22 protein-coding genes are annotated in these 18,757 nt (G+C 57.8%); 9 read left to right on the plus strand and 13 right to left on the minus strand.

Annotated elements, in window-relative coordinates; all coding sequences use genetic code 11:
• The 4 genes from IB263_RS33375 to IB263_RS33390 form a co-directional block, all read right to left on the minus strand.
• Positions 1-514, minus strand: a 514-nt coding sequence (locus IB263_RS33375) for an amidohydrolase family protein (RefSeq protein WP_192439588.1), incomplete at its 3' end; no start/stop codon positions are given.
• A 2-nt stretch (positions 515-516) separates the two neighbouring features.
• Positions 517-789: a XapX domain-containing protein gene (locus IB263_RS33380; RefSeq protein WP_060520944.1), complete on the minus strand. Its 273-nt coding sequence runs from the start codon at positions 787-789 to the stop codon at positions 517-519.
• Positions 790-860: 71 nt separating this feature from the next.
• Positions 861-1,550 carry a hydrolase gene (locus tag IB263_RS33385; RefSeq protein WP_034802234.1) on the minus strand — a complete coding sequence of 230 codons (690 nt, stop codon included), beginning with the start codon at positions 1,548-1,550 and terminating at the stop codon, positions 861-863.
• A gap of 134 nt (positions 1,551-1,684) precedes the next feature.
• The gene (locus IB263_RS33390) at positions 1,685-2,617 is read right to left on the minus strand and encodes a VOC family protein (protein WP_034802231.1); all 933 of its coding nucleotides are present in this window, start codon (positions 2,615-2,617) and stop codon (positions 1,685-1,687) included.
• Positions 2,618-2,733: 116 nt separating this feature from the next.
• Here IB263_RS33390 and IB263_RS33395 point away from each other — a divergent pair, with 116 nt between their 5' ends.
• On the plus strand, positions 2,734-3,633 hold the full coding sequence (locus IB263_RS33395; protein WP_034802228.1) for a LysR family transcriptional regulator: 900 nt from the start codon (positions 2,734-2,736) through the stop codon (positions 3,631-3,633).
• Positions 3,634-3,894: 261 nt separating this feature from the next.
• On the opposite strand, the gene IB263_RS33400 is transcribed toward IB263_RS33395, so the two are convergent.
• Complete coding sequence (locus IB263_RS33400) at positions 3,895-4,662, minus strand: alpha/beta fold hydrolase (RefSeq protein ID WP_090429265.1); 768 nt, start codon at positions 4,660-4,662, stop codon at positions 3,895-3,897.
• A gap of 466 nt (positions 4,663-5,128) precedes the next feature.
• On the opposite strand from IB263_RS33400, the gene IB263_RS33405 reads away from it, so the two are divergent.
• The 4 genes from IB263_RS33405 (at position 5,129) to IB263_RS33420 (ending at position 8,298) form a co-directional block, all read left to right on the plus strand.
• Complete coding sequence (locus IB263_RS33405) at positions 5,129-5,518, plus strand: hypothetical protein (protein WP_034802223.1); 390 nt, start codon at positions 5,129-5,131, stop codon at positions 5,516-5,518.
• Positions 5,519-5,584: 66 nt separating this feature from the next.
• Positions 5,585-6,088 (plus strand): DUF3833 family protein, encoded by a 504-nt coding sequence (locus tag IB263_RS33410; protein WP_034802220.1) that lies wholly within the window; start codon positions 5,585-5,587, stop codon positions 6,086-6,088.
• 3 nt (positions 6,089-6,091) lie between these two features.
• On the plus strand, positions 6,092-7,420 hold the full coding sequence (locus IB263_RS33415; protein ID WP_192439589.1) for an MFS transporter: 1,329 nt from the start codon (positions 6,092-6,094) through the stop codon (positions 7,418-7,420).
• Positions 7,421-7,491: 71 nt separating this feature from the next.
• Positions 7,492-8,298: an SDR family oxidoreductase gene (locus IB263_RS33420; protein ID WP_112984513.1), complete on the plus strand. Its 807-nt coding sequence runs from the start codon at positions 7,492-7,494 to the stop codon at positions 8,296-8,298.
• Between the two features lie 6 nt (positions 8,299-8,304).
• On the opposite strand, the gene IB263_RS33425 is transcribed toward IB263_RS33420, so the two are convergent.
• From IB263_RS33425 to IB263_RS33435, 3 genes are read right to left on the minus strand one after another with little or no spacing between them, the layout of a single operon-like run.
• Entirely contained in the window at positions 8,305-9,522 is a 1,218-nt protein-coding gene (locus IB263_RS33425) for a cyclopropane-fatty-acyl-phospholipid synthase family protein (protein ID WP_112984514.1), read from the minus strand.
• Positions 9,519-10,379: a DUF1365 family protein gene (locus IB263_RS33430; RefSeq protein ID WP_335669416.1), complete on the minus strand. Its 861-nt coding sequence runs from the start codon at positions 10,377-10,379 to the stop codon at positions 9,519-9,521. The genes IB263_RS33425 and IB263_RS33430 overlap by 4 nt, the downstream gene beginning before the upstream one ends.
• Positions 10,316-11,674 (minus strand): NAD(P)/FAD-dependent oxidoreductase, encoded by a 1,359-nt coding sequence (locus tag IB263_RS33435; protein WP_051659616.1) that lies wholly within the window; start codon positions 11,672-11,674, stop codon positions 10,316-10,318. Before IB263_RS33435 ends, IB263_RS33430 begins: the two co-directional genes overlap by 64 nt.
• 89 nt (positions 11,675-11,763) lie before the next feature.
• On the opposite strand from IB263_RS33435, the gene IB263_RS33440 reads away from it, so the two are divergent.
• The 3 genes from IB263_RS33440 to IB263_RS33450 are packed head-to-tail and all read left to right on the plus strand — an operon-like array spanning position 11,764 to position 13,563.
• A complete protein-coding gene (locus IB263_RS33440) occupies positions 11,764-12,477 on the plus strand; it encodes a sigma-70 family RNA polymerase sigma factor (RefSeq protein WP_309139286.1) in 714 nt (237 codons plus the stop codon).
• Positions 12,474-13,145: a ChrR family anti-sigma-E factor gene (locus IB263_RS33445; protein WP_034802209.1), complete on the plus strand. Its 672-nt coding sequence runs from the start codon at positions 12,474-12,476 to the stop codon at positions 13,143-13,145. The genes IB263_RS33440 and IB263_RS33445 overlap by 4 nt, the downstream gene beginning before the upstream one ends.
• Before the next feature lie 13 nt (positions 13,146-13,158).
• On the plus strand, positions 13,159-13,563 hold the full coding sequence (locus tag IB263_RS33450; RefSeq protein ID WP_112984515.1) for a DUF2177 family protein: 405 nt from the start codon (positions 13,159-13,161) through the stop codon (positions 13,561-13,563).
• Between the two features lie 34 nt (positions 13,564-13,597).
• On the opposite strand, the gene IB263_RS33455 is transcribed toward IB263_RS33450, so the two are convergent.
• Genes IB263_RS33455 through IB263_RS33475 form a run of 5 tightly spaced genes read right to left on the minus strand, consistent with a single transcriptional unit; the run spans position 13,598 to position 17,782 of the window.
• Positions 13,598-14,368, minus strand: coding sequence for an ABC transporter ATP-binding protein (locus tag IB263_RS33455; protein ID WP_090302314.1), 771 nt, complete (start codon positions 14,366-14,368; stop codon positions 13,598-13,600).
• Positions 14,369-14,391: 23 nt separating this feature from the next.
• Entirely contained in the window at positions 14,392-15,510 is a 1,119-nt protein-coding gene (locus tag IB263_RS33460; protein WP_192439590.1) for a succinylglutamate desuccinylase/aspartoacylase family protein, read from the minus strand.
• On the minus strand, positions 15,507-16,250 hold the full coding sequence (locus IB263_RS33465; RefSeq protein WP_089046277.1) for an ABC transporter permease: 744 nt from the start codon (positions 16,248-16,250) through the stop codon (positions 15,507-15,509). The genes IB263_RS33460 and IB263_RS33465 overlap by 4 nt, the downstream gene beginning before the upstream one ends.
• Positions 16,247-16,936, minus strand: coding sequence for an ABC transporter permease (locus IB263_RS33470; protein WP_034802202.1), 690 nt, complete (start codon positions 16,934-16,936; stop codon positions 16,247-16,249). Before IB263_RS33470 ends, IB263_RS33465 begins: the two co-directional genes overlap by 4 nt.
• A 54-nt stretch (positions 16,937-16,990) precedes the next feature.
• Positions 16,991-17,782, minus strand: a complete 792-nt coding sequence (locus IB263_RS33475) for a transporter substrate-binding domain-containing protein (RefSeq protein ID WP_192439591.1) — start codon at positions 17,780-17,782, stop codon at positions 16,991-16,993.
• Between the two features lie 51 nt (positions 17,783-17,833).
• Between IB263_RS33475 and IB263_RS33480 the strand changes: the two genes are divergently transcribed.
• Complete coding sequence (locus tag IB263_RS33480) at positions 17,834-18,748, plus strand: MurR/RpiR family transcriptional regulator (RefSeq protein WP_060520958.1); 915 nt, start codon at positions 17,834-17,836, stop codon at positions 18,746-18,748.
• Positions 18,749-18,757: the final 9 nt, after the last annotated feature.

Here is an 18,757-nt window from a genome sequence, read left to right on the forward strand (position 1 = left end):
CGGGCGCGACCGCGTTGATCTCATCGATCGTCGGCAACCGCTTTTCGGCGAACTGGTGCTCGGTGAAGCCGCCGACGACCCGCACCCATTGCGGCGCCGGCGTGATCGCCACCTGCCGCTTCAGCATGTCCATCGCATCGGCAAGCGAGCGCACGCCGTCCCAGCGCAGCTCCATGTTGAAGTTGAGGCCGCCACGCACGACGTGGGTATGATTGTCGTTCAGGCCCGGCAGGACGCGCTTGCCCTTGAGGTCGATGGTCTTTGTGCCTGAGCCTGCCAGCGCCATGATCGTCCTGTCGTCACCGACAGCGAGGATCAGGCCATCCTTAACGGCAACGGCAGTGGCAGTCGGATTGGCGCGGTCGAGCGTCGTCACGAGGCCGCTGTGAAGGATCAGGTCGGGCGTCATCGAAGTATCTCCGGTCTGTTGGGCGCCGGCGGTGCGGGCCGACGAGAAGAGAGCGGGCAGCGCCAGCGACGAGGCGGCACCGAGGAACGAGCGTCTAGTCGGCATGATCAGACACTCTCGCGATCGTTAACTTTGCGAGCCGCTGTCTGTCCGCCCGGGAGGTGGCCGAACATGTGCGGCTTGACCTGGTTGATCCACGAGATTGCCGCCGTCTCGTTGCTCCACAGGGTCTTGGCAAAGGGGACGATCTGTTCGCCGAGCAGAATCCCAAGAAGGCCGACAAGGGCAATGACCGGGGGCGCTGGCGAACGGACATTGAGGAGGCTGTAGACGATTCCGACCAGAAGTCCGGCGCCGAGTGACATGAGGTAAAGTTTCATGCGGGTGATCCTCACCTGTTGAGGCTGCCGCCCTTACCGGTTCGACCCGGTCAGAGCGGCTGCCTACTGCATCACTTGACCGGGTTCGGGCCGATCCGCTTTCCGTGGGTGACGCGTTCGCCGGCCTTGTGGACCATGGTGTAGGCATAGTCGATGCCCATGCCATAGGCACCGGAGTGCTCCTTCACCAGCGAAGTGACGGCGTCGTAGGTTTCCTTGCGAGCCCAATCGCGCTGCCATTCGAGCAGGACCTGCTGCCAGGTGACCGGAATGACGCCAACCTGGACCATGCGGTCCATCGCATATTTGTGGGCGTCGGCCGAGGTGCCGCCCGACGCGTCGGCGACCATGTAGATTTCGTAGTCCGGAACATCATGGAGGGCTGAAAGCGCGAAGGTGGTGTTGCAGACCTCGGTCCAGAGCCCCGAGACGATGATCTTCTTGCGACCGTTGGCGGCGTTCTTCGCCAGGGCATCACGGACGTTCTGGTCATCCCAGGAGTTCATCGAAGTGCGCTCAAGGATGTCGTTTTCCGGGAACACGGCGAGCAGTTCAGGATAGGTGTGGCCGGAGAAGGACTCGGTTTCGACAGTGGTGATCGTCGTCGGGATGTTGAAGATCTTGGCAGCCTTTCCGAGGCCGACGACGTTGTTCTTCAGAGCCTGGCGATCGATCGACTGCACGCCGAAAGCCATCTGCGGCTGCTGGTCGATAAAGATAAGCTGGCTGTTTTGCGGGGTCAGAACTTCGAGCTTGGACATCTGGAATACTCCGTTTGGTGTCGCCGGCGTGCGACGGTTGAAATGAGAAGGGTTTCGGAGACGAGCCGGCTGGCGCGAGTAGCCGGCTCAAGGTTGTCGGTTGGTTAAGTCGTGCGTATCAGATTCGACGGGTTCTAAGCGGCAAGCGGAACCAGACCGGCCTCGATCTTGTTGCGGAAAGGCTCGTAACGGTTCGGAAGCTTCAACGCCTCGCCGAGATGGGCGGTGTCCTCGTCACGGTCGAAGCCGGGCTCGTTGGTTGCAATCTCGAACAAGATACCACCGGGTGTCCGGAAATAGATCGCCCAGAAATAGTCCCGGTCGATGACGGGGGTTACCTGGTAGCCGGTATCCATCAGGGCCTTGCGCACTTCGAGTTGCTTTTCCCGATTTTCGACCGCAAAAGCGATATGGTGGACCGAACCCGCCCCCTGACGGGCGAACGGCGTCTTCGGCAAGGCCGCCAGTTCAATGGTGTCTGCACCGTTGCCACCCGGAAGGATCAATCGCGTGACGTCTCCTTCCACTCCGGCAATCTCATAGCCCATGAAGCGCAGCAATTCCTCGGTCGCAGCAGTGTCGTGCAGATTGAAACGGGCGCCGGTAAAGCCGCGAATGGCGTTGTCCTCCGAGATGCCCTCACCAAGCCATGGCGCCCGCCCGTCGATAGCCGTTTCGACCAAAGCGAGGCCATCGCCATCGGGGCCTGTGAAGCGCAAGCGCTCTGCGCCGAAGACCGTTTCAGCCTGCATGCCACCGACACCTTGAGCAACCAGGCGCTCCTTCCAGAAACTAAGCGTTCCTTTCGGGATAGAGAACTGGGTTTCGCCGACTTCGCCGACACCGGGCCGTCCGGTCATTATATGGGGAAAGGGAAAGTAGGTCATGACCGTTCCGGGCGTGCCCAACTCATCACCGTAATAGAGGTGGTAGACACTGGGCTCGTCGAAGTTGACCGTCTTCTTCACCCGGCGCAGGCCGAGCGTGTTGGTGAAAAACCTGTTGTTCTTTTGCGCGTCCGACGCCATCGAAGTGACGTGATGCAGTCCCTTGATATCCTTGATCATGGCCAGTGCCCTTTCCGTTGACGTTGTCCGTCGATAGACAAGGTTATAGCCGGGTTGATTGGCGCAAAGAATTGCAATATTTATCTCGAATGAATTGCAAAAATTGAAACAATGCGATGAACGACTACAAAGCCCTGAAGACCTTCCTTATGGCGGCTGAGAAGCGCAACTTCGCGCAGGTTGCACGCGAGCTTGATATGACGCCGGCCGCAGTTACGCGGGCGATCGCCGCGCTCGAAGACGATCTCGGCGTGCAGCTGTTTGTGCGGACAACGCGCCAGGTTTCGCTGACGACGGACGGCGCCGTCTTTGCCGCGCAAATCCAGCCGTCCCTAGAGGCGCTGGAAAGCGCCAGACGCGACGTAAGAAACGCTCATAAGGCGGACCAGGGTCGCTTGCGAATAAGCGCTCCGACTTGGCTCGGTAAAACCGTTCTACCGTCGATCCTGTCCGGCTTTCGAGAACTCTATCCAAAAATGTCGTTTGAAATCTCGCTCTCGGACGGCTTGGTCAACATCGTCGATGATGACTACGATCTCGCGATCCGCATCTCATCCCAGCCATCGGACAAGTTTACGATATGGCGCAAGATCCGGGCCGTGCCGAGAATTTTGGTGGCGGCGCCGGGCACCCGGTTCACCGAGATGGACCACCCGAGCGAGTTGACGCCGGACGACTGCCTTGCATACAGCGGCGAAAGCAGGCGGGAGACCTGGCACCTTTCTGATGGCGGATCGAGCACGACCATCACGGCCGGGAGGGCGTTCAGCGCCAACAGCGGCGAGGTGCTTGCCGACATGGCCGCCGATGGAGCGGGCGTTGCCATGCTTCCGGGATTTCATATCGCGGAGCGAGTCCGCAGCGGTCGCCTCGTCCATGTCCTTCAAGGCTGGTCGCCCCCGGAACTTTGGCTGACCCTATACTATCCGCCTTATCAAGCGCTGCCGCCCCGCATAGCGACCTTCTCGAAATTCTTCGAAGAACAGTTGCCGGCTCACATGATCATGCTTGATTGACGAGCGAATGGGATCCGGAGCTACAACCCGATGCGGCTGTTAGCGCCTGGCGTTCAGTCATTCTGACGCAGGGTTCGCGCGCGTCAGCACCGGCGCTTCGCCCGCAGGATCACGTCGAACAGCAGCGCCTCGCCGATGCTGTCGCTGAAGCGCTAGCACACGCCTCGGCCCGTCGGCGCCGCCGCAATGGCTGAACCGCCCCGTCACGGCAAAGCCGCCACCCTCTCGGGTGACGGCTTTGGTCACTGGAGTTTTCAGAGACTACTTCGCAGCCTCTTCGATCACGTCTGCGACGGCTTGGGGCTGCGACACCATCACAACGTGGGATGCACCCTCGATTACGACAGTGTGCTTGGAGCCCGCCCGTTCGGCCATGAAGCCGAGTGCCTTCGCTGGGATGTTCTTGTCGCCGTCCCCATAGATGAAATAGGAGGGCAGCGTCTTCCAGGCGGGCGAACCTGACTTTTCCGTCAAGGCAGCTTCGGTGATCGGGCGCTGCCCGGCGGCCATCAGTGCCGCATCCTCGATTGAAACATCGTGGGCGAACTGGTCGTGAAACTTCGCCTGGTCGATGGAAAGATCGACGCCGCCACCTATCAGCTTTACCGGGGCGGCGAGCGCTTGGCCAAGCGTGCCCCCGGGGAACTTACCGGCGAGATCGGCAGCTGCTTCTCCAGCTTCCGGAGCGAAGGCTGCAACGTAGACCAGCGACTTGACGTTGTCCTTGCCGTTTGCCGCGGTCGAGATCACCTGGCCTCCGTAGGAATGCCCAACGAGGACGACGGATCCTTTGATGCTCGAGATGATGTCTGAAACATAGGCCGCATCGCCTGCGACACTGCGCAGTGGATTGGCAGCGGCAACGACCGTGAACCCGTTTTTCTGAAGGATCTTCGTCACACCATTCCAGCTCGACGCATCGGCGAAAGCGCCATGAACGAGAACGACTGTGGGCTTTGCGGGCTGGGCAACAGCCCCGCCGGACAGGAGAGCGGCGATTAAGGCAACGGTCGCAGCGAGTTTAAACATGACGATATCCTTTGTGGCTTCGGTCCAATACAGGCTACGAGGGAATTTTTATCGCGCCCGATTAGTTTGTGCACAATCTATATTGCCTCAAAAGAAACATGTCAACCGCGCTAATAGATCGCGCGCGACTAATTTTTTTGCGCAACGAAGCCAGAGCGCTATTTTGCGTCGCAGATCGCCACTGCGAGGGTCCGGCCGCGCATTCTCATCCTTCAGCTGCTTCAGCTTTTCCAATCTCCGGCGGCAATATACCGGCGTATTTTTCTTCCAGCTGTAATGGGTCAACTGACTGCCTCCGGCACGCGATGGAGCATCTGCGGTAGCTTCAGTTTTTTATACGAATACGAATGAGGCGCGGATCGTGGCGCCTATCGAAATCACTACAAGTCTCATCCGGACTGATCCAACCGCGCCCACTTCTCGTAATCCAGGCTGACGAAAAACAACGGGAGCGAACGAACGAGCCATGTTCCGAACCGCAATAGCGATCGCAGCTGTGTGCGCAGCCGTACCGTCAGAGGCCGCTGCGGAGCAATACAGAGCAAACGAGATCAAGGGAGAGATCGTCGGCAGGCGCATCTTCCTTGAAGCTCCATTGGGTGGGGAATTCCCGCTAAACTATCGAAGAAGTGGCAGTGTCGACGGTGACGGCGAAGCTTTGGGCCTCGGCCGGTTCGTCAAACCCAAAGACACCGGCACTTGGTGGATACAGTCTGACCGTCTCTGCCAGCAGTTTCGCACCTGGTACGACGGTCGCCCGATGTGTTTTGAGCTCTACCGGGTCGAACAGAAAAAGCTGAAGTGGATCCGGAACGACGGAAAGACCGGTATCGCCCGAATAGGTCCCGAGCTTTGATGTGGCAGCGAAAGGAGGCCGCGAATTGAAGCTTATGCCGCGCAATCGATTTGACGGAGGAAATGCATGCGCATCTTCAGCGTTTTTCTTACGGTCCTCGCCATGAACCTTGCATTGGTTGCGCCAGCGGCCGCCGGGTCCTTTTCGCTTGAAAGCTTCTTTACAGGCAGGTCGAGCGCCGAGGGAAGCTTTCAAAGCATCACCGGGGTTAAAAGGACATTCGAAGTCCAGTTGGTCGGAAAATGGGACGGCCGCACCCTGACGCTCAGGGAAGATTTCAGGTTCGATGACGGCAGTCGAGATCGCAAGACGTGGCGGTTCATAAAGGATGGACCCGGCAGATACAGGGGTACGCGCGAGGACGTGATTGGAGAGACGCAGGTGCGGATTAAAGATAATGTCGCGCGCTTCAGCTATCTGGTCTTCCTCGACTCAAAAAACCGCAAGAACAAAGTTCGCTTTCACGACACCATGACATTGAACAATGACGGTCGTGTCCTCAATACCGCCTATGTGACGAAATTCGGATTGCCGGTTGCCTGGACGCGTGTCGAATTCAGGAGACAGTGACTGATGTGGAAAGTGTCTAGCAGACGAGCATCCAGGTCACACCCTTCGACACTCATCCTCTATGCGCTTCCAGCGTTCCCATTGGCGGCGCTTGCGCTGCCGCTTTTCGTCATCGTTCCGACGTTTTACTCCGAAGTCATGGGACTACCGGTCGCGGCCGTCGGCGGTGCACTTTTTGCCATTCGTCTTCTTGATGCAGCGAGTGATCCGATATTCGGCTGGCTTGCCGACCGGTGGAATGGCGTTGGCGGTCGCCGGCGTGGCTTTTTTCTTGCGTCAATTCCGCTAACCGCGGTCGCCGCGTTCATGCTTTTTTGGCCGCCTCAAACAATCGGGCTCGGTTATCTGCTTATATGGGGTGGCCTTTTGTCACTTGGCTTTACCTGGTCCTCTCTGCCCTACACCGCCTGGGGGGCAGAACTTTCAACCGACTATGCCGAGCGAACACGCGTTGCAGCTTTCCGCGAAGGCGCGACGCTTATCGGGACTTTATCGGCCATCAGCCTCCCCTTCGCTGTTGGGACGGCTGGGGCAAATAACGCCGATGGGCTAAAGGCGGTAGCCCTTCTTGTCGCGGTCTTGCTTCCGCTCACAGGGCTTATGGCTTTCGTTTTCGTCCCCGAACCCGTCAATCGGTCGACGCGGGAGTTTGGCCTGATGCAAAGCCTGGTTTTCATGTCGAAGAACCGGCCGTTCCTGCGTCTCATCGCCGCTTTTCTTTTGAATGGATTTGCAAACGCAATCCCAGCCACTTTGTTTCTTTACTTTGTCTCAGGGCGGCTGGGAGCTGCGGAATGGCGCGGCCCGTTTCTCCTACTCTATTTCGCATGCGCAGTTCTTGGCGTACCGCTCGCAGTAAAGGCCGCAAGGCGCTGGAGCAAGCACAAGGCCTGGAGCGGCGCTATGCTGGTGACGTGCTCGATCTTTGCGGTATCAGGATTTCTCGACGACGGAGACCTGGTCGCCTTTGGTGCCATATGCGTGTGCACCGGTCTTCTGCTCGCCTTCGACCTTGTTTTGCCTCCATCCATGCAGGCAGACGTAATCGACAACGACACAGCAGTCTCAGGCTCTCAGCGTTCCGGCATGTATTTCGCGGCGTGGGCACTTGCCACGAAGCTCTCTCTGGCGACAGCAGTCGGGTTAACGTTTCCCATGCTCAGTCTGATTGGCTTCGACCCGGCTCAAGATCGTTCGTCGCCCGACGCTCTCAATGGTCTTTCGTTGCTTTACGCCTGGGCACCAATCGTCCCGAAGCTCGCAGCAATCGGGCTCATGTGGGGCTTTCCGATCGATCGTGTGACCCAACGAGAGCTTATTGGCCGGACTTGACGGTATTGCGCTCGTCTACGGCTGCCAGGTTGATGACACGTTTTCCCCATCGCCCACTGAGGTAGGTTTCCATGACTATCGGTCGCGATTTAATCAACAATCACGCCTTCCACGAGACGGATCGTCGAAAGGTGGCGTGGGTTACCGGCGCAAGCTCCGGCATCGGGAAATCGCTTGCACTCCGTTTGGCACTTGACGGCTGGACCGTCGCCGTAAGCGCGCGCAACTCGGTGGAGCTCGATACTCTCGCACGATCGCTGGAGAACAAGATCCATTCTTTTCCCCTCGATGTGACCGACCGCGAAGCGGCAGAAAACACCGTACGCGACATTGAAACGCGCCTGGGTCCGATTTCCCTTGCGGTCTTCGGCGCAGGAACGTACCGGCGCGATAGCCTGTCGACCTTCGACGCCGCGGCGATCGGAGAGATGGTCGGGCTCAACATCATGGGAACCGTGAACTGTTTGCAGGCGATCATGCCAGCGATGACGACGCGCCGGTCGGGACGGATTGCCGTCATGGCATCTGTGGCAGGCTACACCGGTCTTCCTGGTGCCGCGGGCTACGGCGCGACCAAAGCCGCCTTGATCAACTTGTGCGAAGCCCTTTATCCCGAACTTGAACGGCAAGGCGTTCAGATGACAATTATCAATCCAGGATTTGTCGATACGCCTTTGACGCGTCAGAATGACTTTCCAATGCCGTTCCTGATCTCTTCGGAAAGTGCGGCGGAATACATCATGCGCGGGCTTGAGCGGGGGAAGTTCGAGATCGCATTCCCGTGGAGGATGAAAGTGGTCTTGAAGCTATTGAAGGCGCTTCCTCCAAGCCTGAGGTTCGCCTTGACGCGCCGCATGTTGCGTGAGGAGCAGACCTGACCTCCGTCACGTTGGTTCGAGCCGGAACTGGTAGACATCGATGGTCCCGTTGCGAAAGCCGGCGGCGCAGTAGTGAAGGTAGTAGCGCCACAAGCGCTTGAACCGTTCGTCGAATGCAGCGGATTCAATCTTGTGCCAACTTTTGAGGAAAGCACCTTCCCACAAGAGCAGGGTTTTCTCGTAGTCACGGCCGAAAGAAAATGCATCCCGCACCCGTAGGCCGGAAGTGACAGCCTCCTGCCTGAAGACTGCCGCAGAAGGCAGCATGCCACCGGGAAACACATAGGTTTGAATGAAATCGGCGTTTTGCCGATACCGCTCATACCGCCTCTCGTCGATCGTGATGACCTGGATCAGCGCTTGTCCGTCAGGAGCGAGGTTCGTCCGCAGCTTCTCAAAGTAAACCGGCCAATTCTCCTCTCCCACGGCTTCGAACATCTCTATTGAGACGATCTTGGTGAAACGTCCTTCACAATCCCTATAGTCTTGCAGCCGCACCTCGGCCAACGGAGACAATCCCTTGTTTGCCAGCCGAGCTCTCGCAAAGTCGGCCTGCTCCTTCGACAAAGTCAGCCCGGTAATGCGACACCCCGTGCGCGAGGCCGCGTACTCCATAAACCCGCCCCAGCCGCAACCGATCTCAAGAACATGATCTTGCGGACCGATTCGCAGCTCACTTAGGATCCTGTCGTACTTGGCTTGTTGGGCTTCACCGAGTGACTGCCCTTGCCGCTCAAAGATGGCGGCAGAGTACGTCATCGTCTCATCGAGCCATGCGCGGTAGAAATCGTTCCCGAGGTCGTAATGGAACGCGATATTTCGGCGGCTCCCGGCACGGGAGTTTCGTCTGAACAGATGCCGGAGGTAAGCGAGGCGGCTTATTAGCGGGCGAGAGGCGAGCGCTGGCTTGAGGGTCTCTTCGTTGGCAAGCGCCAAATCCATAAGCGTTCCCAGGTCTGGCGTCTCCCAGTCGCCATCAAGATAGGATCGAGCAAACCCGAGGCTGCCGCTTGTGAGCATACGCCAGACCGCTCTTGAGTTCGTAAAGACGATCGCTGCAGTCGGACCGGGGACGTCGCCTTTGACCAAGTGCACTGCCCCACAGGGGAACTCCGCGCGCAACTGCCCGCGTTTGATACGGGCAAGCCAACCGCATACTATTCTTTGCCACAGCGGGCGGCCCGACGATATTGAAAATGCCGCACCCTGATCAAGCTCGCTCATGCCAAGGTGTCTTTCTGTTCGAAACGGGAGACAATCGTTGTGGCGACCCGCAGGTCCGCCGGTCGATGACGATGCACGGGCATGCCCTTTAGCCAGATCTTGAGCGCCTCCCAATGGATCGCACCCATTACTTTTACTGTCATCATGGGGTGTTTCAGGAAGGTTAGAAAAAGCCTCTTATCCGAGATCTCTTCCCTTTCTCCGGAAAATACAGCCGTGAGAAGTCGCCCGTCACAATCGTTTTCGGTTATGCCGACGAACACGGTTTCCCCCGGCGGCCTGAGGTTGAACTCATAGCGGCAATCCATGGGTACAAACGGAGAAACGTAAAGTTCTTTGACGCACGACTGCCGGATCGCTCCGCCCTCGTCGTCGCTCACCGGAATGACATAGGTATGGCGTTCGTGGAATGTGTTGCAGACCTCATAGAGAACGGCCCGGACTTGGCCATCGCTTGCCTCACAGTAAAAGACCGTCAAAGGGTTGAAAACGTAGCCGAGTATGCGGGGATAACATAGCACACGGATACGCATCTGCTTCACGTCCACCCCGGCCTCGGAAAGCTGGCGTTCGACCCAACTGCGTAGCGCGCCTACTTCACCATTCCCGTGATCGCTGTCGCGAAAACTGAACAGAGCAAAGCGATTATGGCCGAACAGGCGCAACTTGCTGTCCAGCCAAGCCAACTCGTCCAGATCGAGGAGCAGCGAAAAGACCCTGTAGGAAAGCCTATGCCGGCGGGGTCTAAACCGAACGTGGCACACCTGGCCGCTGTAAAGAGCCGACCTCGACATCATTGAGCCGCCGCGTAACCGATCTCGCAGGGGAGCCTGCCAGAATCGTCGCGGACCGTCCATGGACGCCGCTCGCCGGAGATGGCCTCGGCAACCGCAAGCCCGGACTGCAGTCCGTCTTCGTGAAATCCGCTGCCGAAGTAGGCCCCGCAAAACCAGACACCGCCGCGTCCTTGGAGATCCCAAAGCTCCTTTTGAGACGCCAACGCTCGCTGATCAAACAGGGGATGGTCATAATCGAATGTCGCGATTATCCGCTCACTGGCTATCTTTTGATGCGGGTTCAGCGTCACAAAAAGCGGCGTCGCCGGATCGATCCCTTGCAATCGGTTCATCCAGTAGGTCACACAAAGCTGGCGCTCACCACAATCATCCGACGCGCCAATGTAGTTCCAGCTCGACCACACGTTTCGCCGCCTGGGCATCAATGAGGTATCTGAGTGCAGAACCGCCTTATTGCTTGTGTAGCTGATCGCGGACAACAGCTCTCTTTCACGTGCGTCAGGCTCGGCAAGCATCGCCAGCGCTAGATCGGCGTGAGTTGCGATGACCACATCCGTGAAAGTGTCACGATTGCCATCACGATCTGTTATGACCACCGTCCCCACCTCGCGGCGGATCTCCCGGACTGCCCTTCTTGTTCGAAGCTCACCGCAATAGTCCGACATCAGCCTGCTGACATATTCTCGGCTTCCGCCGGTTACGGTTCGCCAACGAGGTCTGTCCGTCAATGCAAGCAAACCATGACTGTCGCAGAATCGAATGAAGGCATGCAGCGGATAATCACGCATGCGTTTGGTCGTTGTGGACCAGATCGCAGCGCCCATGGGAAGGAGATGATCGGTAACAAAGGCATTGCTGTAGCCATTCTCGTCGAGATACTCCCCCAGCGTCTTGCTAGCGAGATTTAGCCGATTAAGAGCTTTGGGAGCTTCTCGATAGAAGCGCAAAATGTCTGACAATATTCTCCAGAAGCGCGGACGAAGTGCGTTTAACGGTTGACCGAACAAGCCTGTCAATCCAGAGCCCGAGTATTCGAATGCCCCGCCATCCAATGAAGCGGAGAACGACATATTGGAAGCTTGGGTCGGGACGTCAAGGTGGTCAAACAGCGCTACAAGGTTGGGATAGTTGCGATCGTTGTACACGATGAACCCGGTATCGACCGGAACCGGTCCAACAGCCGTCGGCGCGAGGACGGTGTTGGCATGACCGCCAGGTTTGTCGCCGGCTTCGTAAAGAACGACCTCTAAGCTTTTACCGAGTAGCCAAGCCGCGGACATTCCCGAGATACCGGCGCCAATCACAGCGACACGCCGTTGCCCGAATTCACCCCTCATACCCCGATCAAACCGCATGTTATCCCCTCAATCTGACGAACAATTACGAACGCACTACGAAAAAATCTCCCGATCGGATTGATCACCTTGAAAAATTTTGGACAACAATGATCCAAGAAGCAGAAGGCATCGTAATCGGTGCCATGGAGACAATTCTTGCGATTTCCGCTACCGCTGTTCCAGATATCCCATTTGTTCGATCTGGGCATGAGCCGCTGATCGACCTTGGGAGGCAGAAGAAGCGTGGACGCATGGTAGAGCCGGGCGGGGAACTGACTAAAGATGAAGCCTGCTCTCTGCTCGAGGCAGTCGGTCGCAAGCGAGATATTGAATCTTTCGAGGCGCTGTTTCGCTATTACGCTCCGCGCGTAAAGGCCTATATGGCGCGCCTTACGCGTGATCCAAACATCGCCGAGGAATTGATGCAGGAAGTGATGATCACCGTTTGGAACAAGGCAGGCCAGTTCGAAGCGACACGCGGTAACGCAGGTACGTGGATCTTCACGATTGCCCGCAACCTTCGTATTGACGCCTACCGCAAGAACCGGAGGCCGGATTTCGACGTCAATGACCCCGCATTTGTGGCAGACGATGCCAAAAGCGCGGAGAACGAGCTGGCGGAACGCCAGGATGCGACCCGGTTAAAGGACGCCATGAAGGACTTGCCTCAGGAACAGATCCAATTGCTGACGCTGTCGTTCTTCGACGATTGCTCTCACAGTGCGATTGCCACCAAGCTGAACCTGCCGCTCGGAACGGTGAAGTCGAGAATCCGACTTGCCTTTGCGAGGCTTCGGGCTGCGCTGGAGGACGGAAAATGAATATCCGTCATCATGTGAGCGACGAATTGCTGGTGGGATATGCATCCGGCACGCTTGAAGAGGGTTGGCGGCTTGCTGTTGCAACGCATCTTGCGTTGTGCCCCAACTGCCGGACAAGACTGACTTTGATGGAGAATACGGCCGGAGAGTTGCTCGAGAGCATGGAGCCAGTGCCAATAGAAATCTCGTCTTTCGATCGGTTGAAAGAGCGCCTACGAACCGCGGAATCTCACCCAAGCGTCTCGCCGAAGCAACCTGCGAGAGTAATGCAAGTCGTTTCGCCGCCAACCATCCCGGAACCGTTGCGATCCTATCTTGGAGGAGATCTGGCGGAGCTGAAATGGAAGTCTCTGGGACGTGGCGCCTATCACATTCCGATCAAGCTGGCCGATCGGTCGACAACGGCCCGTCTGCTTCGCATACCGGCCGGAAAACCCGTGCCGGAACACAGCCATGGAGGGCGCGAATTGACGCTAGTGCTCAGCGGAAGCTTCAATGACGGAGAACTCTTGTTCGCCCGCGGAGATATAGAGGAGGCAGACCCGAGCGTTGAACACCAGCCCCTGGCAACGCCTGAGCAAGATTGTATCTGTCTGGCGGTAACCGACGCGCCGCTCAGGTTCCGGAGCTGGTTTATGCGTTTGCTTCAACCTGTCCTTCGGATCTGATCGGAGGCGACGGATGACCTACGCGATATCCTACGTGGCGACAGCGATCGTCTTTCTCGGCTTGGACTTTTTGTGGCTGACCGGGTCGTCGAAATTCTATCGCAGCCGAATTGGAGAGCTTCTGCTCGAGCATCCAAATCTCATTGCCGCCGCTGCATTTTACGTCATTTATGTAACCGGTGTTTCATATTTTGCCGTCATACCTGCGCTCAGCTCCGGACGTTGGACGACAGCAATGGTATCGGGAGCTCTGCTCGGCCTTGTCGCTTTCGGCACCTACGACATGACAAATCTGGCAACGATCAAGGGGTGGTCGTTGGAGGTAAGCTTGGTGGACATGATGTGGGGTGTCTTCATCACCACGGCGTCCGCTCTCGCCGGGTATTTTTCCGTTTCGGCCGTACAAAAGCTGATTTGACCCCAACTCGGAGATTGAAGCGGCCAGGGGCCGCTCAATTCGTGTGCCGCGAAGAAAGAAAGCTTTGAAGACGTTCGGAACTCGGATTGCTCAGAACGTCGCGTGGATCGCCCTGTTCCTCGATCACACCCTGGCTGAGAAAGATGACATGATTGCCAACGTCGCGGGCAAATGCCATTTCGTGGGTGACGACGATCATGGTCCTTCCCTCCTCGGCCAATCCCCGCATGACCCGAAGCACTTCGCCGACAAGCTCCGGATCAAGCGCCGAGGTCGGCTCGTCGAAAAGCATGATCTCCGGTTCCATCGCGAGCGCCCGGGCGATCGCAACTCGCTGCTGTTCTCCGCCCGAGAGAAATGCCGGAAAGGCATCGCGGCGGTGCGACACGCCAACCTTTGCCAAGTATGCGTCGGCTCGTTCAGCTGCCTCAGCGCGACTTATCCCCTGTACGCGCATCGGCCCCAGCATCACGTTCTCCCTCGCCGTCATGTGGCTCCACAGGTTAAATTGCTGAAAGACCATTGATAACCGCGAGCGCATCGAAGCGAGCTTGTTGGGGTCATGTACCGTCAGGTCTCCGCTCGACGCCTTTCTCAGGTCAAGTTTTTCTCCCTGAAACCGATAGCTGCCCTCACACGGGTGCTCCAGGAAATTGAGGCATCGCAAGAACGTGCTTTTTCCCGAGCCGGACGCGCCGATCATGGAAATCACATCTCCGCGCCTCGCGCTGAGCGAGATGCCTTTTAGCACCTCAACGGAGCCGAACCTCTTTCGGATGTTGGTCACTTCGAGCATCGCTGTCATAGTCTGTCTCCGCGCCTTGGCGCTCATGGGCTTAAAAGTGGACCGTTGCGGAACACATCGTTGCCGGCGATCTTGCCAAGGCGTTTACCGCGCTCGGCGATGCGGCTGTCAGCGCGTGCGTAGAACACGCCTGATGTCTGCGCCTTCACGGCCGTCACCGTTCCTGAAAGCGGGTCGATGATCTCAACTATCACATCACCAGCCCTTACATGATGGCCAAGGTCGAGTGCGTAGCTCACGACCCCCGCAGACGGTGAAATGACAGCTTCTGAACCTGCGAGCGGGGTGGGCTCGCACAGCTTGGCCGGCGCCTGCGCGGCCGAACCCTTGACGACCCCCAGATCGCGTAGGAACTCGACGATCGCCTCGGCGTCGCTCCGGGCGCGTCGCCGATCCACATCGCTACGACCGCGCAACTCAACGGTGGTCGAAGCGCAGCCAAGCGGGATGTTCGCGTCGGGCAGCGATCTTGCCAGGTCCAACCATGGGCGCACGAGGGCCTCGTCGAACGGATTGAGTCCTGAGATCTCAGCAAGCAGCACCGCTCGGGCGTGAAGACGCGTCGCAAGCGACGAGAATATCCGTGCGAAATGCGGTTGCGTGTAGAGATGAACCTCAGCCTCTCCATCACAATGGAGATCCAGCACATAATCGGCATCAATCGCAAGTTTCATGAGGCATTTTCGAACGTTGTCCGAGGGGGTGACGACGTGCCATTCCTCAACCAGGGCCATCAACTCGGCGCGGATGACGGCCGCGTTAGCGCTGGCGTCTGTGCCCAAGCGGTTGGAAAGCCGGGCGGACAGCTTGGGTCCGAAATCCGGATAATGCCGGTTGAAGTTCCGTCCGTCATAAAGATCGAAACGGCCTTCCTGCTGACCAAGGGAAAACTGAGACAGCCCGACTGGATTGGCAACCGGAACGACCCGAACGCAGCCGAAGATCGCGTCGGCCGCCTCAAGCTCCGCCAACGTCTCGCAAAGCGCATGCGCGACAATGATGCCGGGAGCCTCGTCGGCATGGAGACCACCTTGGATATAGACGAGTGGCGTGTCTGCGTGCCGCCCGAATTCGACACATTTCAAGCTATGCCGCGTGCCGGGTCCCTGACCTTCGATATCAAAGATTGTCTCTTTCATCATGCAACTTTCGGGTTGAGATGCTCGGCTGGCTTCTCTCTGGCGTTCGGAGCGTCCGAGCGGGAGAGATGCCGCAAAAAGTGCGTCTCGAGCCAGCGGAAAAAAGTGGTGAGACCGATGGTCAGACACAGATAAATTGCGGCGGCGACGCCGAAGGATTCCGCCAGCACGAGATAATTGGTGTAGACGTCGCGCGCGACCCGCATCACCTCGACAATCGTCACCGTGCTCGCAAGGGCGGTGGCATGCATCATCATTACCACCTCGTTGCCGTATTGCGGCAGTGCGCGACGCCAGGCCGATGGCCAGATCACGTACCTGAGAACCGCCGCGCGGCTCAGGCCGATCGAACGTGCCGCTTCGATTTCGCCTGGCGCCGTGGTTCGGATCGCGCCGGCGAATATCTCGGTCGTATAGGCGACAGTGTTGATCGTCAGCGCAAGCCACGCGCAAAACCACGGAGAGCGGAATAGCGGCCATATCGCGCTGCTGCGCACGAACTCGAACTGAGCAATTCCGTAGTAAATGACAAACAGCTGAACAAGAAGCGGCGTGCCGCGGATGACGTAGGTGAACAGCCATACCGCGCGAGAAAAATAGGGCGACCGCATTGAGCGCACGAGCGCCAGTGGCACCGAGACCGCAAAACCGCTGACGACGACGGTTGCCAACAGGATCAAAGTGTTTACCAGACCGCCCGCAAATGCCGGCAGGTTATCGGCAACGATTTCCCAGTCGATCATGCAGCACCTCCGCTGCGAACGCCGCGTGAAGAAAGCTTCTCAAGCGCTCCGAAGAGGAGAACCGAAAATGTGGTGACCGCGAGATAGATGAGGCCGATAAGCGCGTAGAAGGTAAATGGCTCCCGCGTCGCCGCAGACGCAAGCCCGGCCCGGTGGACCATATCGTCGAGCCCGATGATCGAAACCAGCGCTGTCGCTTTCAACATGACCAGCCACGTATTCGTCAGGCCGGGCACGGCATGCCGTATCATCTGCGGCAGCAGAATGTAGAAGGCCACCTGCCAGCGGGAAAGACCGTATGCAAAGCCAGCCTCGATTTGCCCCGCCGGCACGCTCAGGATCGCTCCCCTGAACGTCTCGGTCAGGTAAGCTCCGAATACAAAGCCGATTGTGCTAACGCCGGCTATGTAGGGATCGACATCGAGATAACCCCACCCATAGGTTTCGGAGATGGAATTGAGCAGGATCTGGCCGCCGTAAAAGACGACGAGCATAACAAGCAAATCCGGCAAAGCGCGCACCGTCGTCGTGTACGCGGCAGCCGACAATCTTGCCGCTTTCCCGCCGTAGACCTTTGCGGACGCGCCAATCAGGCCGATAACACAGGCGATCGCCAGTGAGACCGACGCCACGCTGAGGGTCACACGGAGCCCCCCCAGAATCATCGGTAGATAACCTTGGAACATGGAACAGCACCCCTTGCGACCGGCGCCGCCCAGGCGCCGATCGCGGGAAAAGAACTACTTCTTTGCCGATTGCGGCGTGACGTCGAAGTCGAAGTATTTGCCCGACATTTGCTTGTAAGTACCGTCGCTCATGATGGAAGACAGAGCGGCATTTACTTCCTCGCGCAGAGCGCCATCTGACTTACGCACAGCGATGCCGACGCCGCCGTCGGCGTCCTCGCCCAAGAAGAGGGTGTCGCCGACTTGCTCAAAGTCCTTTCCTTCGGGCTTCTTCAGGAAAGATTCGGCCGAAACCACCGACGATCCGAAGGCGATGTCGCCGCGACCCGCCGCCAGCTCCAGGTAGACGGCCGGCTCCTTGTCCACCGCCAAAACGGTGCTGTCAGGGTAGTTCTTGGCAACATACTCGGCACGCGGAGAGTTGCGCAGGACGATGATCGTCTTGCCCTTTAGCTCTTCCGGCGACCAGCTCTTGTAGTCACCCTTGCGCGCCACCCATCGCGACGGGACGTCATAGTAAGGGTTGGAAAAGTCGACGACCTTCTTGCGCTTTTCGTTGATCGTCATCGAAGCCACGATGATATCGAACTTCTTGGCATTAAGCGCCGGGATCATCCCGTCCCATTCTTGCTGCACCATCACGCAGTTCTTCTTCATCTTCGCACAGATCGCATTTGCGATGTCGATATCGAAGCCGGAAAGCGTTCCATCGGGAGCAACTACTGAGAAGGGCGGATAGTTTCCTTCCACGCCTATGCGAAGATCCTCCGCAAACGCAGTACCGGCGAGCATCGTTGTGGCAACGATTGACGCGAGAAATTTCATTCGCATGCGATTTCCTCCCAAAATCAGCTAAGCTGACTTCTCAATGGCAGGATATTTTCATAGAGTCAACAAATGAAAGAAAATTTTCAGACATCCCTCACCTGGAACGCAGAAGCCGATCGACGCTTCGCCACCTCTGCTTTAGGTCTCGAACTCAGCAGACTGCTGCGGGACGGATCGGCTTCGCAGCGGGCACTGTCCGGTTTTGTACTCCGGGACCCGATGTTCGTGGCAACGCACGGCATCGAGGAACTCGCTTCCGCAACGGGAACTTCGGCTTCAAGCGTCAGCCGTTTTGTTCGAGACCTCGGATTGGCGGGCTTTTCGGAATTTCGATCGTCCATCGCCGCTATGGTGAGCGAATTGATAGCGCCTGTCGCCAAGCTCGATGCCTCGATAAGAGACCTCGATAAGCGTAGCCAGGGTGTTGAACTCAGCATCGAGGTGACGGGCTCCAACATTGACGCGCTCAAGAGCCCGCAGACCGCCGAATACATACGCGTTGCTTGCGGTGACATAAGAGCGGCTCGAAGGGTATTCGTGATAGGCTTTGGCCTTTCTGCGCACCTCGCGGCAATGCTGGTCCTTTCGCTGCAACCTTATCGGGACGAAGTTATAAATGTCGCTCAATACGGAGGAACGGAGTCCGCTGCCGCGCGTGCGATGTCGATTGGAGAAGGCGACGTACTGGTTGCAATATCTTTTCCCAGGTATTCCAGGGATGTTGTCGAGATCGTCAGATTTGCGCGTGACAAAAAGGCGAAAATTGTCGCCATAACGGATTCTCCAGCCGCTCCGCTGGCTCAATTCGCCGACCGATTGCTTCTCGCGCCATCCAGACACCCGGTTCTTTCGGCCACAAACGTTCCGGCCATGGCAATCATCGAAGCCCTGGCGTCCGACTTCATGCTGGCGGATCCTGACAATGTCAGGCGAGCAGAGCAGCTTGCAAAGGCTATTTCGTCATACCTAACCGAAGGCGATTGACGAGCCCAC

This window comes from Ensifer sp. ENS03, from assembly GCF_014852035.1.
GTDB lineage: Bacteria > Pseudomonadota > Alphaproteobacteria > Rhizobiales > Rhizobiaceae > Ensifer > Ensifer adhaerens.

Excerpts from the sequence above, each read along its gene's own strand:
- IB263_RS33380 (WP_060520944.1), bottom strand. The coding sequence starts at position 789 with ATGAAACTTTACCTCATGTCACTCGGCGCCGGACTTCTGGTCGGAATC.
- IB263_RS33385 (WP_034802234.1), bottom strand. The coding sequence starts at position 1,550 with ATGTCCAAGCTCGAAGTTCTGACCCCGCAAAACAGCCAGCTTATCTTT.
- IB263_RS33390 (WP_034802231.1), bottom strand. The coding sequence starts at position 2,617 with ATGATCAAGGATATCAAGGGACTGCATCACGTCACTTCGATGGCGTCG.
- IB263_RS33395 (WP_034802228.1), top strand. The coding sequence starts at position 2,734 with ATGAACGACTACAAAGCCCTGAAGACCTTCCTTATGGCGGCTGAGAAG.
- IB263_RS33400 (WP_090429265.1), bottom strand. The coding sequence starts at position 4,662 with ATGTTTAAACTCGCTGCGACCGTTGCCTTAATCGCCGCTCTCCTGTCC.
- IB263_RS33405 (WP_034802223.1), top strand. The coding sequence starts at position 5,129 with ATGTTCCGAACCGCAATAGCGATCGCAGCTGTGTGCGCAGCCGTACCG.
- IB263_RS33410 (WP_034802220.1), top strand. The coding sequence starts at position 5,585 with ATGCGCATCTTCAGCGTTTTTCTTACGGTCCTCGCCATGAACCTTGCA.
- IB263_RS33415 (WP_192439589.1), top strand. The coding sequence starts at position 6,092 with ATGTGGAAAGTGTCTAGCAGACGAGCATCCAGGTCACACCCTTCGACA.
- IB263_RS33420 (WP_112984513.1), top strand. The coding sequence starts at position 7,492 with ATGACTATCGGTCGCGATTTAATCAACAATCACGCCTTCCACGAGACG.
- IB263_RS33425 (WP_112984514.1), bottom strand. The coding sequence starts at position 9,522 with ATGAGCGAGCTTGATCAGGGTGCGGCATTTTCAATATCGTCGGGCCGC.
- IB263_RS33430 (WP_335669416.1), bottom strand. The coding sequence starts at position 10,379 with ATGGACGGTCCGCGACGATTCTGGCAGGCTCCCCTGCGAGATCGGTTA.
- IB263_RS33435 (WP_051659616.1), bottom strand. The coding sequence starts at position 11,674 with ATGCGGTTTGATCGGGGTATGAGGGGTGAATTCGGGCAACGGCGTGTC.
- IB263_RS33440 (WP_309139286.1), top strand. The coding sequence starts at position 11,764 with ATGATCCAAGAAGCAGAAGGCATCGTAATCGGTGCCATGGAGACAATT.
- IB263_RS33445 (WP_034802209.1), top strand. The coding sequence starts at position 12,474 with ATGAATATCCGTCATCATGTGAGCGACGAATTGCTGGTGGGATATGCA.
- IB263_RS33450 (WP_112984515.1), top strand. The coding sequence starts at position 13,159 with ATGACCTACGCGATATCCTACGTGGCGACAGCGATCGTCTTTCTCGGC.
- IB263_RS33455 (WP_090302314.1), bottom strand. The coding sequence starts at position 14,368 with ATGACAGCGATGCTCGAAGTGACCAACATCCGAAAGAGGTTCGGCTCC.
- IB263_RS33460 (WP_192439590.1), bottom strand. The coding sequence starts at position 15,510 with ATGATGAAAGAGACAATCTTTGATATCGAAGGTCAGGGACCCGGCACG.
- IB263_RS33465 (WP_089046277.1), bottom strand. The coding sequence starts at position 16,250 with ATGATCGACTGGGAAATCGTTGCCGATAACCTGCCGGCATTTGCGGGC.
- IB263_RS33470 (WP_034802202.1), bottom strand. The coding sequence starts at position 16,936 with ATGTTCCAAGGTTATCTACCGATGATTCTGGGGGGGCTCCGTGTGACC.
- IB263_RS33480 (WP_060520958.1), top strand. The coding sequence starts at position 17,834 with ATGAAAGAAAATTTTCAGACATCCCTCACCTGGAACGCAGAAGCCGAT.